Genomic DNA, 16,471 nt, shown 5'->3' on the forward strand with positions numbered 1-16,471 from the left:
CTGTGTGCAGTTCTGTGTCAGACATCCTTTAACGATCCGTCCAGAGAGGCGGAGAAGGAGGTCGTAGTTTGCCTGCGCCCGAAAGCTCGTCCGCGAACCCCGCCGTTCGCGAGTTGCTGTCCTCGGCCGATGTGGGACGCACCATCTCCCGCATGGCCCACCAGATCATCGAGAAAACCGCCCTCGACGCCGCCGACTCGCCGCGTGTGGTGTTGCTCGGCATTCCCACTCGCGGTACCACGCTGGCCGAGCGTCTCGCCGAGCGCATCGAGTCCTTCTCCGGGGTGCGCCCCCCGCTGGGTTCCCTCGACATCACTCTGTACCGCGACGATCTGCGGAACAAGCCGCACCGCCCGCTCGAGCGGACCTCGGTGCCGGTCGGCGGTGTCGACGACGCATTGGTCGTCCTGGTCGACGACGTGCTGTTCTCCGGGCGGACAGTCCGGTCCGCACTCGACGCCCTGCGTGATCTCGGGCGCCCCCGTGCCGTTCAGCTCGCGGTCCTGATCGATCGAGGTCACCGCGAGCTTCCGCTACGTGCCGACTACGTGGGCAAGAACGTGCCGACTGCGCGCACCGAGGACGTGTCGGTGCTGCTGTCCGAACACGACGGCCGCGACGGAGTCAGCCTGTCCGAGGGAGGATCCGCTCGATGAAGCACCTGCTCTCGGTCGCCGACCTGACGGTCGAATCGGCCACCGAGCTTCTCGACGAAGCCGAACGTTTCGAGCAGGCGCTCCTCGGCCGCGAGGTGAAGAAGCTCCCGACGCTGCGCGGACGCACCATCATGACGGTGTTCTTCGAGAACTCGACGCGTACGCGAGTCTCGTTCGAGGTGGCGGGCAAGTGGATGAGCGCCGACGTCATCAACGTCAGCGCGAGCAGCTCCTCGGTGTCGAAGGGAGAGTCCCTCCGCGACACCGCGATGACGCTTCGAGCCGCGGGAGCCGATGCCCTCATCGTCCGACACCCGGCATCGGGTGCCGCACACCAGATCGCCCAATGGACCGCCGATCAAGGCGGGTCGGGCGGCCCCGCGGTGATCAATGCCGGCGACGGCACGCACGAACATCCCACTCAGGCGTTGCTCGATGCCCTCACCATCCGTCAACGACTCGGCGACATCGCCGGCCGTCGGGTCGCCATCGTCGGCGACATCCTGCACAGCCGGGTGGCGCGCTCGAACGCGATTCTGCTCGCAACGCTCGGTGCCGAGGTGGTGCTGATCGCACCGCCGACCCTGCTGCCCGTCGGAGTGAGCAGCTGGCCGGTGCGGGTCTCCCACGACATCGACGCCGAGTTGCCCGGTGTGGACGCGGTGCTGATGCTGCGAGTGCAAGCCGAGCGCATGAACGGTGGGTTCTTTCCCTCCGCTCGGGAGTACTCGATCACGTACGGACTCTCGCAGCGCCGGCTCGAGCTGCTGCCCGAGCATGCAGTCGTGCTGCACCCCGGCCCGATGCTCCGCGGCATGGAGATCGCATCCTCGGTGGCCGACTCTCCGAAAACTGCAGTTCTGCAACAGGTTACGAATGGAGTTCACGTGCGGATGGCGGTGCTGTTCCGGTTGCTGGTCGGTTCGGACGGGGGAGCGTCATGACGGCTCCGACCCCGTCGGTACTGCTACGCGGAGTTCTTCTCTACGGAGAGGGTCCCGAGACCGACGTGTTGATCACCGGCGAGGAGATCGCCGCAATCGGTTCCGACCTCGACGCCGACGGTGCCGACGTCGTCGATGCCCGCGGTCACATCCTGCTGCCCGGATTCGTCGACATGCACACACACCTGCGCGAACCCGGCCGAGAGGATACCGAGACGATCGAATCGGGTTCTGCTGCAGCAGCTCTGGGCGGCTACACCGCGGTGTTCGCGATGGCGAACACCGATCCGGTAGCCGATTCGGTGGTCGTGACCGACCACGTCTGGCGTCGCGGACAGGAAGTCGGCCTCGTCGACGTCCATCCCGTCGGAGCGATCACCGTCGGTTTGAAGGGCAAGCAGCTCGCCGAGATGGCCACGATGGCAGCCGGAATCGGCCGGGTCAAGATGTTCTCCGACGACGGCCACTGCGTCGACGACCCACTGATCATGCGCCGGGCATTGGAGTACTCGAGTTCGCTCGGTGTGCTGATTGCGCAGCATGCCGAAGAACCTCGGTTGACCGTCGGTGCAGTCGCACACGAGGGACCGAACGCGGCTCGGCTCGGACTGGCCGGTTGGCCTCGCGCGGCAGAGGAATCGATCGTCGCACGTGACGCCCTGCTGGCCCGCGACGCGGGTGCGCGGGTGCACATCTGCCACGCATCCACCGCGGGAACCGTCGAATTGATGAAATGGGCACGCGGACAGGGTATTTCGATCACCGCCGAGGTAACCCCACACCACCTGCTGCTCGACGACTCGCGGCTCGAGACGTACGACGCGATCAACAAGGTGAACCCGCCGCTGCGCGAGAAGTCCGATGTCGACGCCTTGCGCAAGGGCCTGGCCGACGGTGTGATCGATTGTGTGGCAACCGATCACGCACCGCATGCCGAGCAGGACAAGTGTTGCGAGTTCTCGATCGCCCGTCCCGGGATGCTCGGACTCGAAACTGCACTGTCGATCGTGGTCGACACGATGGTGACCCCTGGCCTGCTCGACTGGCGGGGTGTGGCGCGCGTGATGAGCGAGCGTCCCGCCCAGATCGTCGGATTGGCCGACCAGGGCAGGCCGATCGAGGTCGGTGAGATCGCGAACCTCACTCTGGTCGATCCGGACGCGAGCTGGACGGTATCGGGCAAGAATCTGGCCAGCGTGGCGCACAACACACCGTTCGAGGACATGTCCTTCTCCGCGAAGGTGAGCACGACGGTGCTTCGCGGACGAATCACGGTCCGCGACGGCGCAGTGGCACACAGGGGCTCAGCAGCGAACAGAACGGGAGCGTAGGGCGTGGACAGAGTTCTCATCGTCATCGGATTCGTCCTGTTCTGGGCACTGATGATCGCGCTCATCTTCTGGGGTTGGCGAGGACGGCAGAAGCGTCAGGAGGGGCGGATCGGAGAATTCCCGGCCGTACCCGAGAACCTGGGTGCCACTCGCATCGAACCCGCCACCGGGTTGTACGTCGGCAGCACCATTGCGCCGAGCTGGCAGGACCGCATCGCCGTCGGCGACATCGGCCATCGCGCTACCGGTGAGCTGTCCCGATACGAGAAGGGCATCCTCCTCGACCGAGACGGCGAATCGCCCATCTGGATTCCGGCGGAATCGATTCGAGCAATCCGCACCGAACGCGGGTTGGCAGGCAAGGTCATGACCAAGGACGGGCTCCTGGTCATTCGCTGGGAGCTGCCGACGGGGACCGAGATAGACACCGGCTTCCGGGCCGACGACAAGCAGATCTACCCGGTGTGGACAGCGAGTTCCATCGGAGAAACCAAGGAGGAAACCGCGTGAGCAGCGCAGTTCTTGTTCTGGAGGACGGCCGGACATTCCGCGGCACCACATTCGGCGCACTGGGGCGCACCCTCGGCGAGGCCGTGTTCTGCACCGGAATGACCGGATACCAGGAAACACTCACCGACCCGAGTTACCACCGACAGATCGTCGTCGCGACGGCGCCGCAGATCGGCAACACCGGTTGGAACCAGGAAGACGGCGAAGCCGCAAGCGCGCAGGATCCCAACAAGATCTGGGTCGCCGGCTACGTCGTACGAGATCCGGCGCGCCGCATCTCGAGTTGGCGCTCCACCGGCTCGCTACAGGACCAACTCGAGGCGCAGAACGTCGTCGGCATCGCCGGGATCGACACCCGCGCCCTCGTACGGCATCTGCGTACCCGCGGATCGATGCGAGCGGGAGTGTTCTCGGGCGACGCGCTCGGCACCTCCGACGAGATGCTCGAGCAAGTGGTCGGTCAGCCGTCGATGCTCGGCGCCGATCTCGCCGGTGAAGTCACCACCGGAGCCGGCTACACGATCGAGCCGTCCGGCGACGCTCGATTCACCGTCGTTGCCGTCGATCTCGGTATCAAGACCAACACTCCGCGGATGTTCGCCGAGCGCGGGATCCGCGTGCACGTGGTGCCCTCGAACACCACCATCGAGCAGGTTCTCGAGCTGAACCCGGACGGTGTCTTCCTGTCCAACGGACCGGGGGACCCGGCCACGGCCGACACCAGCGTCGCGTTGACCAGGCAAGTGCTCGAACGCGAGTTGCCGCTGTTCGGCATCTGCTTCGGTAACCAGATCTTCGGGCGGGCACTCGGCCGCGGCACCTACAAGATGAAGTTCGGCCACCGCGGCATGAACATCCCGGTGATCGAGCACACCACCGGCCGCATCGCCATCACCGCCCAGAACCACGGGTTCGCACTCGAGGGCGAAGCAGGCGAGGAGTTCGACACCGACTTCGGCCGCGCCCGCATCAGCCACACCTGCGCCAACGACGGCACCGTCGAGGGCGTCGAATTGATCGGCGGCAGCGCCTTCTCGGTGCAGTACCACCCCGAGGCCGCGGCCGGTCCACACGACGCCGCCTACCTCTTCGACCGTTTCACCAGCGTCCTTCAGGAGAAGAAGTAATGCCACGCCGCACAGACCTGAACCACGTCCTGGTCATCGGATCCGGCCCGATCGTCATCGGTCAGGCCTGCGAGTTCGACTACTCCGGCACCCAGGCGTGCCGAGTGCTGCGCGAGGAAGGCCTCCGCGTCAGCCTCGTCAACTCCAACCCGGCCACGATCATGACCGATCCCGAGTTCGCCGACGCCACCTACGTCGAGCCGATCACCGCCGAGTTCATCGAGAAGATCTTCGCCCGCGAAGCCGAGCAGGGTCACCCCATCCAGGCCGTGCTCGCCACCCTCGGTGGCCAGACCGCACTCAATGCCGCGGTCGCACTGCACGATCAGGGCATTCTCACCAAGTACGGCGTGGAACTCATCGGTGCCGACTTCGACGCGATCCAGCGCGGCGAGGATCGGCAGAAGTTCAAGGACATCGTCGCCAAGGTCGGTGGCGAATCCGCCAAGTCCGCCGTCTGTTACACGATGGACGAGGTGCGCGAGACCGTCGCCGAGCTCGGATTCCCGGTGGTCGTACGGCCGTCGTTCACCATGGGTGGGCTCGGATCGGGACTGGCGTACAACGACGAGGACCTGACCCGGATCGCCGGTGGCGGGCTCGCCGCGTCGCCGACCGCGAACGTCCTCATCGAGGAGTCGATCCTCGGATGGAAGGAATACGAGCTCGAGCTCATGCGCGACGGCCGCGACAACGTGGTCATCGTGTGTTCCATCGAGAACGTCGATCCTGTCGGCGTGCACACCGGTGATTCGGTGACCGTCGCGCCGGCGATGACGCTGACCGACCGCGAATACCAGAAGATGCGCGACCTCTCCATCGACATCCTGCGCGAGGTGGGCGTCGACACCGGTGGCTGCAACATCCAGTTCGCGATGGATCCGGCGGACGGACGCCTCGTCGTCATCGAGATGAACCCGCGCGTGTCTCGTTCCTCGGCGCTCGCATCGAAGGCGACCGGCTACCCGATTGCCAAGATGGCAGCCAAGCTGGCGATCGGTTACACCCTCGACGAGATCGTCAACGACATCACCAAGGAAACCCCGGCGTGTTTCGAGCCGACCCTCGACTACGTCGTCGTCAAGGCACCGCGGTTCGCGTTCGAGAAGTTCCCCGGTGCCGACGGCACGTTGACCACGACGATGAAGTCCGTCGGTGAGGCGATGTCCATCGGCCGCAACTTCGCCGAGGCATTCGGCAAGGTGATGCGTTCGCTCGAGACGAAGCGCGCGGGCTACTGGACCGGCCCCGACGTCGAGGCCGAAAGCCTCGAGGCGCTGCTGCAGGACCTGTCCGTTCCTCAGGACGGTCGGATGTACGGGATCGAGAAGGCGTTCGCGATGGGCGCCACCCTCGAGCAGCTCTTCGAGGCGACCAAGATCGACCCGTGGTTCCTCGACCAGTTCCAGCAGATCCACGAACTCGGAGTCCAGGTCCGCGAGGCCGCCGAATTCGACGAGGCGTTGCTGCGACAGGCGAAGTACCACGGCCTGTCAGACCGTCAGATCGCCGCGCTGCGACCCGAACTCGACGGCGAGGACGGTGTGCGTGCCTTGCGCGACGAGCTCGGTGTGCACCCGGTCTACAAGACCGTCGACACCTGCGCCGCCGAGTTCGAGGCCAAGACCCCGTACCACTACGGCACCTACGAGCTCGATCCCGAGGCCGAGTCCGAGGTCGCCGCGCAGCCGGACCGTCCCAAGGTCCTTATCCTCGGCTCGGGCCCCAACCGCATCGGTCAGGGCATCGAGTTCGACTACAGCTGTGTGCACGCGGCGCTGACGCTGTCGGAGGCCGGATACGAGACGGTCATGGTCAATTGCAACCCCGAGACCGTGTCCACCGACTACGACACTGCCGATCGCTTGTACTTCGAGCCGTTGACCTTCGAGGACGTCCTCGAGGTGTACCGGGCCGAGGCGGCGTCGGGCACCGTGCGAGGCGTCATCGTGCAGTTGGGTGGCCAGACCCCGCTCGGCCTGGCCAAGCGGCTGAAGGCCGCAGGCGTCCCCATCGTCGGAACATCCCCGGAGGCCATCGACCTCGCCGAGGATCGCGGTGAGTTCGGCAAGGTGCTCGACAACGCCGGTCTGCCCGCAGCCAAGTACGGCACCGCGACCACGTTCGACGGAGCCCGCGAGATCGCAGCGGGCATCGGCTACCCGGTGCTGGTGCGTCCGTCCTACGTGCTCGGCGGACGTGGCATGGAAATCGTGTACGACGAGGCGTCCCTGGCGACGTACATCTCCAACGCGACCGAGATCTCGGACGACCGTCCGGTGTTGGTGGACCGCTTCCTCGAGGATGCAGTCGAAATCGACGTCGACGCACTGTGCGACGGCACCGAGGTCTACATCGGCGGAATCATGGAACACATCGAGGAGGCCGGTATCCACTCCGGCGACTCGGCGTGCGCGTTGCCGCCGATCACGCTCGGCAAGACCGACATCGAGAACGTCCGACGGTCCACCGAGGCGCTTGCCAAGGGCATCGGCGTGCGTGGGCTGCTCAATGTGCAGTACGCGCTCAAGGACGACATCCTGTACGTCCTCGAGGCCAATCCTCGTGCGAGCCGCACGGTTCCGTTCGTCTCCAAGGCGACCGCCGTGCAGCTCGCGAAGGCCTGCGCACGAGTGATGCTCGGAGAGACCATCGCCGAGCTGCGGACCGCAGGCATCCTGCCCGAGACCGGGGACGGTGGCACCGTCCCGGCCGGTGCCCCGATCGCAGTCAAGGAAGCGGTATTGCCCTTCAACCGGTTCCGTCGGGCGGACGGAACCGGGGTGGACACCTTGCTGAGCCCGGAGATGAAGTCCACCGGCGAGGTGATGGGAATCGACTTCGATTTCGGTACCGCCTTCGCCAAGAGTCAGACCGCCGCGTACGGCTCCTTGCCCGCAGGGGGAGCGGTGTTCGTGTCGGTGGCCAACAAGGACAAGCGATCGCTCATCTTCCCGGTGAAGCGTCTCGCAGATCTGGGCTTCACCATTCTGGCCACCGAGGGCACCGCAGATGTGTTGCGGCGCAACGGAATCAAGTGCGAGCAGGTATACAAGCAATCCGGTGAAGACGTGCCGGACGGCGAGCGGACCATCGTCGACCGGATCCTCGCCGGTGACGTCGCCATGGTGATCAACACCCCGTACGGTAACTCCGGCCCTCGCGTCGACGGTTACGAGATCCGCAGTGCCGCAGTGGCACAGAACATTCCGTGCATCACCACGGTGCAGGGTGCCTCGGCAGCCGTGCAGGGAATCGAAGCCGGCATCGCGGGAGGCATCGGGGTCCGCTCGCTGCAGGATCTGCATGCGGGGCTGAAGCAGGGGCTGGGAGTGGAATGAGCCATCGGAGTTGGTCGGATCGGTTGCGCGCAGCAGCGAGTACGCGCGGCCGGCTGTGCGTCGGCATCGATCCGCATCCAGCGCTGCTCGACGCGTGGGAGTTGCCGCGCTCGGCGGACGGTCTCGAGGTGTTCGCCGAGCTGTGTGTCGAGGCGTTCGTCGGTGAGGTGGCGATCGTCAAGCCTCAGGTGGCGTTCTTCGAGGCGTACGGATCCGCCGGGTACGCGGTGCTCGAACGCACCGTCAGTGTGCTGCGCGATGCAGGCACGCTGGTGATCGCCGATGCCAAGCGCGGCGACATCGGCACCACGATGGACGCGTACGCGCAGGCCTGGCTGGAGCCCGAGTCGCCGTTGTCCTCCGATGCCGTCACGGTCTCGCCGTACCTCGGTTTCGATTCGCTGGGGGAGACCGTCGACCGTGCAGTGCACCACCAGCGCGGGCTGTTCGTGCTTGCTCGGACGTCGAATCCCGAGGGGACTGCCCTCCAGCAGGCCGCGACGTCGACCGGGTCGGTGGCTCAGTCGATCGTCGACGCGGCAGCGACGCGCAATCGCATCCATGCCGACACGGTGGGCTTGGTCGTCGGTGCCACTCGTGATCATGGTCTCGACCTGTCCAACTACACCGGTCCCATCCTCGCGCCGGGTCTGGGAGCGCAGGGAGCCACGGTTGCCGATCTCGCGGATATCTTCCGCGACTCGCGTGAACTGTTGCTGCCCAACTCCTCTCGGGGCGTCCTGGCCGCAGGCCCGTCTGTGACTGCACTGCGCGACGTGGCGACGCGATTGCGTGACGAAATCGAAGCCGGTCTCGCATAGTCGATCCTGTGGCGCTGCGGCAGTCGGGGGCGAGTTAGCGATGAAGGCGAGTCGTCGGTACGGTCGCTAACGCTGCCGCAGAACAATGCGGATCGGCCCCGCCGAGCCGGTGGTCGGAGCCGCGCACCGTGGTAGCCGAACACCGATGGTCGACGTACCGACAGAGATCGGATGCGCCGCATCGCCCAGAACGAGAAGACGGAGGAACCGACAGTGGCCCTTCCCCAGTTGACCCCCGAGCAGCGTGCCGCTGCCCTCGAGAAGGCAGCTATCGCCAGGAAAGTACGCGCCGAACTCAAGGAGCGTCTCAAGCGCGGTGGTACCGATCTCGAGCAGGTACTCAAAGATGCCGAGACGGACGAAATCCTCGGCAAGATGAAGGTGTCCGCGTTGCTCGAAGCCCTGCCCAAGGTGGGCAAGGTCAAGGCCGCCGAACTGATGACGGAACTGGAGATCGCACCGACCCGTCGACTCCGCGGTCTCGGCGATCGACAGCGCAAGGCGCTGTTGACGAAATTCGATTTCGAGGCCTGACAACCGTGAACGGCACCACGGCACACGAAGTACCCTCTGCCACGGAACGGGGCCGGTTGGTGGTGCTGTCCGGCCCCTCCGGCGTCGGCAAATCCAGCGTCGTGCGGCTGGTGCGCGCAGCACTGCCCGAGCTCGTCTTCAGCGTCTCGGTCACGACGCGGTCCCCGCGGCCGGGCGAGGTGGACGGTCAGGACTACCACTTCGTCTCGGCCGACGAGTTCGACCGGATGATCGCCGAGGACGAACTGCTCGAATGGGCGAGTATTCACGGTGGTCTGCAGAGGTCGGGTACTCCGTCCGCACCCGTGGAGTCTGCGCTGGAAGCGGGTAGCCCGGTTCTGCTCGAGCTCGATCTGGCCGGTGCCCGTGCCGTGCGGGTGTCCAAACCGGAGGCGTTGCTCGTGTTCATGGCTCCGCCGACGTGGGACGATCTGGTCTCGCGATTGGTCGGGCGCGCAACCGAGGAGAGTGCGGCCACCGAGCGGCGTCTCGAGACCGCACGGGTGGAATTGGCCGCACAGGACGAGTTCGACACGGTGGTTGTCAATACCGATGTCGACCATTCGTGCGAACAGTTGGTATCCTTGTTGGTCGGTAGGTCGTCGGTCGGCAACAGCTGACCATTTTCACGGCGCACGAGGCCCCGACCAGCTAGTTCGTAGCACCAACGATGCAATTTCAGGAGATCATCAGTGAGCAGCATTTCAGCGGCCGTTTCCGACTTCGACGGACGCAGCGCTCTGCCGGCCTACGACACGCCGCTCGGCATCACCAATCCACCCATCGACGAGCTGCTCGCCCGCACGTCGTCCAAGTACGCCCTCGTCATCTACGCAGCCAAGCGTGCGCGTCAGATCAACGATTACTACAACCAGCTCGGTGACGGCATCCTCGAATATGTGGGACCGCTGGTCGAGCCGGGTCTGCAGGAGAAGCCGCTGTCGATCGCTCTCCGCGAGATCCACGCCGATCTTCTCGAGCACACCGAAGGCGAATAAGAACCTCACAGAGGACATCTGACTTGCACGTTGTCGTCGGAGTCGGCGGAGGTATCGCCGCCTACAAAAGTTGTTCGCTCATCCGTAGTTTCACCGAGAGCGGGCATCAGGTACGGGTGATTCCGACCGCGTCCGCGCTCGAGTTCGTCGGTCGCGCGACGTTCGAGGCGCTGTCCGGCCAGCCGGTGCACACCGGGGTCTTCGCAGACGTGCCGGAGGTCCCACACGTGCGCCTCGGCCAGGAGGCCGATCTCGTGGTGGTGGCCCCGGCCACTGCCGACCTCATGGCTCGAATCGCCGGCGGGCGCGCCGACGACCTGCTGACCGCCACCCTGCTCACCGCGCGGTGTCCGGTCGTTCTGGCACCGGCGATGCACACCGAGATGTGGGAGCACCCGGCCACGGTCGCCAACGTGGCCACCCTTCGCTCCCGCGGGACTCACGTGATCGAACCGGCGTCCGGGCGTCTGACCGGACGCGACACCGGTTCGGGTCGGCTACCGGAGCCCGACGAAATATTTGCATTGTCGATGCTCGTGACCGAACGGGTGGACGCGCTTCCTCGCGACCTCGAAGGACGCCATGTTCTGGTGTCTGCCGGGGGCACTCGTGAACCTCTCGATCCGGTCCGTTTCCTGGGCAACCGGAGCTCCGGCAAACAGGGGTACGCGCTGGCGCGAGTCGCTGCGCAGCGCGGAGCTCAGGTGACGTTGGTCGCCGGGTACACCAGCGACCTCGATACTCCGGCCGCGGTCGACGTGGTGCACGTCAAGACGGCGTCGGACATGCAGGATGCCGTCCGCAAGCTGGCAGTCGGAGTCGATGCGGTGGTGATGGCGGCCGCGGTCGCCGATTTCCGCCCGGAATCCATCGCGGGCAGCAAGATCAAGAAGGGGTCGAACGAACCGTCGTCGATCCCACTGATACGCAACGACGACATCCTGGCCGGCCTCGTCGCCGCTCGCCGCGATGGTGAACTCGAATCGTCCACGGTCATCGTCGGTTTCGCCGCCGAGACGGGTGACGCTGACGGGGACGTGCTGACGTACGCGCGCGCAAAACTCGAACGCAAGGGCTGCGATCTGCTCGTGGTCAATGCAGTCGGCGACGGTAAGGCCTTCGAGGTCGACCACAACGACGGGTGGTTGCTCGGTTCCGACGGTTCCGAGGTGGCGCTGGGCGAGGGTTCCAAAGCACTGCTCGCCAGCCGCGTGCTGGATTCGGTGGCGCAGATCCTCGATGTGCGGAGCCCCGGATCGAGTTCGAATCCGTGATGATGCCAAGGGTGCACGAGCGATGTCGTAGCGGCTACGGTGCTGTGCAGCACGAGGTGTGCGGGCGATAGAGGTTTGCCGGATTCCGGCAACGGCGATAACACCGAGGGAACGTCAAATTTTCGTAGAGTGCTCGGCAGGCGCGAGGCGTCGGGTCGAGCAAGAACGTGCGTCGAGAGGAAGTCCGTGAGCAAGTCCGGTAGTCGGCTTTTCACCAGCGAGTCCGTCACAGAGGGTCATCCCGACAAGATCTGTGATGCCATCAGCGATTCGATTCTCGATGCATTGTTGACGGAGGATCCGCGCGCCCGCGTTGCCGTGGAGACTCTCGTCACCACCGGACAGGTGCACGTGGCCGGTGAGGTGAATACCACCGCGTATGCCGACATCCCGAAGATCGTGCGTGAGAAGGTGCTCGAGATCGGGTACGACTCGTCGGCCAAGGGCTTCGACGGAAACTCGTGTGGGGTGAACGTCGCGATCGGTGCGCAGTCTCCGGAAATTGCTCAGGGCGTGGATCATTCGCACGAAGCTCGTGTCGAGGGGCTGTCCGACGACGAGATCGACCGTCAGGGCGCGGGCGATCAGGGACTGATGTTCGGGTACGCCAACACCGATACTCCCGAGCTGATGCCGTTGCCGATCGCGTTGGCGCACAGGCTTTCTCGGCGTCTGACCGAGGTTCGCAAGAGCGGCGTTCTGCCGTACCTGCGTCCGGACGGCAAGACCCAGGTGACGATCGAGTACGACGGCGACAATGCCGTTCGACTCGACACCGTGGTGATCTCGACTCAGCATGCAGCCGATATCGACCTCGACAACCTGCTGACTCCCGATATTCGCGAGAAGGTGCTGGGCTCAGTGCTCGCCGAGTTGAACGTGCCGACGCTGGACACATCCGATGTACGTCTGTTGGTCAACCCCACCGGGAAGTTCGTACTCGGTGGCCCGATGGGTGACGCCGGGCTGACCGGTCGCAAGATCATCGTCGACACCTACGGTGGCATGGCTCGGCACGGCGGTGGAGCGTTCTCGGGCAAGGATCCGTCCAAGGTCGATCGCAGCGCTGCGTATGCCATGCGGTGGGTAGCCAAGAACGCTGTTGCGGCGGGGCTCGCCGATCGCATCGAGGTCCAGGTGGCGTACGCCATCGGCAAGGCTGCTCCGGTCGGGTTGTTCGTGGAGACGTTCGGCACCGAGAAGACCGATCCCGCACGCATTCAGGCGGCGATCAGCGAGGTCTTCGACCTGCGACCCGGCGCCATCATTCGCGATCTCGACCTACTGCGGCCGATCTACGCACCGACCGCGGCGTACGGTCACTTCGGCCGTACCGACATCGATCTGCCGTGGGAGTCCACCGATCGCGCCGACAAGCTCCGGGATGCTGCCGGCCTGTAGCAACGGCACCGACAGTTCTGCACGTACCCTGCTCGCACCGGCTCGGTGCTCGTACACCGAGTGTGGGGTGAGAATCGAGATGGAGGTGCGGTGGCGGGCGTAGCACGGGTTGCGGCGACGGATCTGCCGATCGCGCGCGTACTTCCGATGTTGCCCCTACCGCACCTCGACCGCGAGTTCGACTACCTCGTTTCCGAGGAGATCAGTGCCGATGCTCAGCCCGGGGTCCGCGTTCGAGTGCGGTTCGCCGGCCGACTGGTCGACGGCTTCGTGCTGGCCAGACTGGCCGAGACCGAGCATTCCGGCAAGCTCGGCTGGCTCGATCGGGTGGTGTCCGCGGAGCAGGTTCTGACCCCGGAGATCGCCGAACTCGCCGAGGCGGTAGCCGATCGTTACGCCGGGACCAGAGCCGACGTGCTGCGCCTGGCAATTCCGGCTCGTCACGCGCGAGTCGAGGCGGAGGACAAACCTGTTCTCGATCCGCCGGACGAGGGTGCCGTAGACCGGTCGGCATGGTCGGCCTACACCTATGGCTCGAAATTTCTCGACGCCTTGGCCTCGGGGCGCGTTCCTCGCGCGGTCTGGCAGGCATTGCCCGGCGAGCAGTGGCCCGTTCGACTGGCGGAGGCCGCCGCGGTGACGGTGGCAGGCGGGCGGTCCGCTGTGATCGTGGTGCCGGATCAGCGCGACCTCGATCGCCTGGAGGTGGCCTGCGCGGCGCTGCTCGGTGCCGACCGTGTGGTGGCGTTGTCGGCCGGACTGGGCCCGGCGAAGCGTTACCGGCAGTGGTTGCGCGGCCTGCGATCGGGGCCGGTCGTCGTGGTGGGAACGCGCAGCGCCGTGTTCGCTCCGGTGACCACACTGGGCATGATTGCCATCTGGGACGACGGTGACGACAGCTTCGCCGAGCCCCGTTCGCCGTATCCGCACGCCCGAGAAGTGGCGCTACTGCGAGCGCACGTATCCGGGGCGGCGGTGGTGATCGGCGGACATTCGCGAACGGCGGAGGCCGAGGCTCTCGTCGACTCCGGTTGGGCCCACGACCTGGTGGCTCCACGTGAACTGATCCGAGAGCGTCAACCCCATGTGGTGGCGTTGGCAGATTCGGACCACGCGCTCGCGCGGGATCCGGCGGCCCGCGTCGCACGGCTTCCTGCCATTGCCTTCGAGGCTGCGCGAGCCGCCTTGAAGGCCGATGCGCCTGTGCTGGTTCAGGTTCCGCGCGGCGGGTACGTTCCGTCACTGGCGTGCGCGAAGTGTCGACATCCCGCTCGGTGTCGCCGGTGCAACGGGCCGTTGGCGCTACCTTCGGCCCCGGGGAGCGACGGTGCAGGCAGTCCGACGTGCTCGTGGTGTGGCATCGCCGATACCGCGCACCGGTGCACGGTCTGTGGTTCACGGAACCTGCGAGCGGTCGTGATCGGAGCCGGCCGCACTGCCGAGGAACTGGGGCGGGCTTTCCCCGGCGTTCCGATACACAACTCCGGGGGAGCTGCCGTGCTCGACGCCGTCGCGCCGGGTGCCGGTCTGGTCGTGTCCACAGTCGGGGCCGAGCCGACGGTCGAGGGTGGCTACGGCGCGGCTCTGCTGCTGGACGGTTGGGCACTGCTGGGGCGGGCAGACCTGCGCGCTGCGGAGGAGACACTGCGTCGATGGATGACGGCCGCGGCGATGGTCCGGCCGGGCTCGGCGGGCGGCCGCGTGGTCGTTGTGGCCGAGTCCGAGATTCCGACGGTGCAGGCGCTGGTTCGCTGGGATCCGCTGTGGCACGCGCGCAGTCAGTTGAACGAACGGATCGAGGTTCGTTTTCCGCCCGCCGTGCACGTTGCGGCGATCGACGGAGCCACCGATGCCATCACAGCGCTGGTGGACAGCGCCGATCTGCCCGAGGCTGTGGAGGTACTCGGACCGGTCGATCTGCCGGACGGCCAACGTGCTCCTGCGGGCAGCGGCGAGGACGCACTCCCCGGCGATGTGCAGCGACTGTTGATCCGGGTGCCGCGTAGTACCGGAGCGGCGCTGGCGCGGGCGCTTGCCACCGCGCAGGCCTCGCGTAGTGCCAAGAAACTCGGCGCGGGAGTGCGGGTGCAGATAGACCCGATTCGGATCGGGTGACGCTGCATTCCGGGCGGGACGTGGCCTAGGGTTGCGTCGGGAGGCGGCGCGCTGCGCACCGACGAAAGGTGGGTCGGGGATATGCGAAGAAGTCAGCTCTTCCGCCGTGCGACAACGGGTGTGGCGGTGCTGCTCGGGGCCCGCCTGGTTGCACCCGCCACCGCCGACGCCCTGCCCGGTACCGGCTCCGCGCAGCCGTCGAGACCAGCAGTTCCGCTGGATCGACTGCTGCAGATCGTGTCTCTGTCTCACGTCAACGATCCAGCGCTGACCCCGATCTTTCCCGGTGATCCGGAATTCTCCCTGGAGACGGCATTCACTGTGGCCGACGACGGCTTCTACCTCCAATACGTCAAGGAGGGCGAGCACACCGGTACGCACTGGGGTGCACCCGTGCATTTCCAGGAAGGTGGGCTGACCGCCGACCAGCTCGATCCGGAGGATCTCTTTCTGCCCGCGGTCAAGATCGACATTCGTGAGCGGGCGGCTGCCGACGCCGACTACGCCGTCACGGTCGCCGACCTACAGAATTGGGAGGCGGTCAACGGAGCGATACCGGCGGGGGCGGCCGTCATCGCGTGGACCGGATGGGCAGCGCGCTGGGGGACCGAGGCCTACGCCAACGCGGACGCCGACGGTGTGACCCATCAACCCGGTTTCTCTGCGGAGGCGGCGCAGTGGTTGATCGATACCGGAAAGCTCGCCGATCGCGGTGCGCTCGGCACCGATACCTTCGGGCCCGACCTCGGAAAGCACGAGACCTATCCGGTCTCGGTCAAGCTCTACGATCGGCGTCGGATCAGCTTGGAGAACCTGACCAATCTGGAGTCGATTCCCACCACGGGTGCCTACGTTCTGGTCGGTGGTCCGATCAACCGGGCCGGATCTGGTTCGCCTGCAACCATTTTCGGGTTGGTACCCAGGCTCTCCTGATCCGAACCGCTCGGCACAGCACTGCACAGCACTGGGCGTGCCTGCGGTGCTGTAGGCGTCGATTCCGGCCTAGCCCTCCCCGCTCGGCTCGGTACATCGCGTGATCGGCAAGCCGCATCGGCTCGTCCTCGTCGACATCGGTGTGCCAGTTCGACCAACCGTTCGTCGCCACCGCCGCACCCGAATCTGTCGTCGACGCCCTCGGAGTCATCCAGGTCGATCAAGGGGAGGGCAGCACGTGCCCGGCTGTTACGGGCGTTGTGAAGTGCTGCTCGGAGATGTTCGTCGAGAGCTCGTGCCGACCTGGTCATGTCGACGAGTAGTGCCGTTCGGCGACGCGTTCCGCGCATTTAATAATTGGGAGGTTGCCTCTGGACCTTGCCAAAGTTCTATTGTCGATATATCGTCGACTTGTCCAAACGACAGAAGGAGAAGGACATGAATTACGCATTCGAAGGATTCGCACACGAATTCGGACGCCGCGGA

General features: G+C 65.8%; 15 protein-coding genes. 14 read left to right on the plus strand and 1 reads right to left on the minus strand.

Annotation, left to right across the window (positions count from 1 at the left end; genetic code table 11):
* Window positions 1–68 precede the first annotated feature (68 nt).
* From pyrR to ACNEOT_RS14800, 14 genes are all read left to right on the plus strand, one after another.
* Window positions 69–656, plus strand: a complete 588-nt coding sequence (pyrR, locus tag ACNEOT_RS14735) for a bifunctional pyr operon transcriptional regulator/uracil phosphoribosyltransferase PyrR (RefSeq protein WP_415974744.1) — start codon at window positions 69–71, stop codon at window positions 654–656.
* Entirely contained in the window at window positions 653–1,600 is a 948-nt protein-coding gene (locus tag ACNEOT_RS14740; protein WP_415974746.1) for an aspartate carbamoyltransferase catalytic subunit, read from the plus strand. The genes pyrR and ACNEOT_RS14740 overlap by 4 nt, the downstream gene beginning before the upstream one ends.
* Window positions 1,597–2,931: a dihydroorotase gene (locus ACNEOT_RS14745; protein ID WP_415974747.1), complete on the plus strand. Its 1,335-nt coding sequence runs from the start codon at window positions 1,597–1,599 to the stop codon at window positions 2,929–2,931. Before ACNEOT_RS14740 ends, ACNEOT_RS14745 begins: the two co-directional genes overlap by 4 nt.
* Before the next feature lie 3 nt (window positions 2,932–2,934).
* Entirely contained in the window at window positions 2,935–3,441 is a 507-nt protein-coding gene (locus ACNEOT_RS14750; protein WP_415974749.1) for a transporter, read from the plus strand.
* Complete coding sequence (carA, locus tag ACNEOT_RS14755) at window positions 3,438–4,568, plus strand: glutamine-hydrolyzing carbamoyl-phosphate synthase small subunit (RefSeq protein ID WP_415974750.1); 1,131 nt, start codon at window positions 3,438–3,440, stop codon at window positions 4,566–4,568. The genes ACNEOT_RS14750 and carA overlap by 4 nt, the downstream gene beginning before the upstream one ends.
* The gene (carB, locus tag ACNEOT_RS14760; RefSeq protein WP_415974751.1) at window positions 4,568–7,909 is read left to right on the plus strand and encodes a carbamoyl-phosphate synthase large subunit; all 3,342 of its coding nucleotides are present in this window, start codon (window positions 4,568–4,570) and stop codon (window positions 7,907–7,909) included. The genes carA and carB overlap by 1 nt, the downstream gene beginning before the upstream one ends.
* Window positions 7,906–8,730: an orotidine-5'-phosphate decarboxylase gene (gene pyrF, locus ACNEOT_RS14765; protein WP_415974752.1), complete on the plus strand. Its 825-nt coding sequence runs from the start codon at window positions 7,906–7,908 to the stop codon at window positions 8,728–8,730. Before carB ends, pyrF begins: the two co-directional genes overlap by 4 nt.
* A gap of 213 nt (window positions 8,731–8,943) precedes the next feature.
* Window positions 8,944–9,264 carry an integration host factor, actinobacterial type gene (gene mihF, locus ACNEOT_RS14770; RefSeq protein WP_415974754.1) on the plus strand — a complete coding sequence of 107 codons (321 nt, stop codon included), beginning with the start codon at window positions 8,944–8,946 and terminating at the stop codon, window positions 9,262–9,264.
* A 5-nt stretch (window positions 9,265–9,269) separates the two neighbouring features.
* A complete protein-coding gene (gmk, locus tag ACNEOT_RS14775; RefSeq protein ID WP_415974755.1) occupies window positions 9,270–9,884 on the plus strand; it encodes a guanylate kinase in 615 nt (204 codons plus the stop codon).
* Window positions 9,885–9,956: 72 nt separating this feature from the next.
* The gene (gene rpoZ, locus ACNEOT_RS14780) at window positions 9,957–10,262 is read left to right on the plus strand and encodes a DNA-directed RNA polymerase subunit omega (RefSeq protein WP_032377808.1); all 306 of its coding nucleotides are present in this window, start codon (window positions 9,957–9,959) and stop codon (window positions 10,260–10,262) included.
* A gap of 23 nt (window positions 10,263–10,285) precedes the next feature.
* Window positions 10,286–11,536, plus strand: coding sequence for a bifunctional phosphopantothenoylcysteine decarboxylase/phosphopantothenate--cysteine ligase CoaBC (coaBC, locus tag ACNEOT_RS14785; RefSeq protein WP_415974756.1), 1,251 nt, complete (start codon window positions 10,286–10,288; stop codon window positions 11,534–11,536).
* Between the two features lie 186 nt (window positions 11,537–11,722).
* Window positions 11,723–12,937, plus strand: a complete 1,215-nt coding sequence (metK, locus tag ACNEOT_RS14790; protein ID WP_415974757.1) for a methionine adenosyltransferase — start codon at window positions 11,723–11,725, stop codon at window positions 12,935–12,937.
* A gap of 147 nt (window positions 12,938–13,084) precedes the next feature.
* Window positions 13,085–15,052 carry a primosomal protein N' gene (locus ACNEOT_RS14795; protein WP_415975190.1) on the plus strand — a complete coding sequence of 656 codons (1,968 nt, stop codon included), beginning with the start codon at window positions 13,085–13,087 and terminating at the stop codon, window positions 15,050–15,052.
* Between the two features lie 81 nt (window positions 15,053–15,133).
* Window positions 15,134–15,985: a cyclase family protein gene (locus ACNEOT_RS14800; RefSeq protein ID WP_415974758.1), complete on the plus strand. Its 852-nt coding sequence runs from the start codon at window positions 15,134–15,136 to the stop codon at window positions 15,983–15,985.
* On the opposite strand, the gene ACNEOT_RS14805 is transcribed toward ACNEOT_RS14800, so the two are convergent.
* Window positions 15,901–16,335 carry a diguanylate cyclase domain-containing protein gene (locus tag ACNEOT_RS14805; RefSeq protein ID WP_415974759.1) on the minus strand — a complete coding sequence of 145 codons (435 nt, stop codon included), beginning with the start codon at window positions 16,333–16,335 and terminating at the stop codon, window positions 15,901–15,903. The genes ACNEOT_RS14800 and ACNEOT_RS14805 overlap by 85 nt on opposite strands.
* Window positions 16,336–16,471 lie beyond the last annotated feature (136 nt).

This window comes from Rhodococcus sp. 077-4, assembly GCF_047782425.1.
Lineage (GTDB): Bacteria > Actinomycetota > Actinomycetes > Mycobacteriales > Mycobacteriaceae > Rhodococcoides.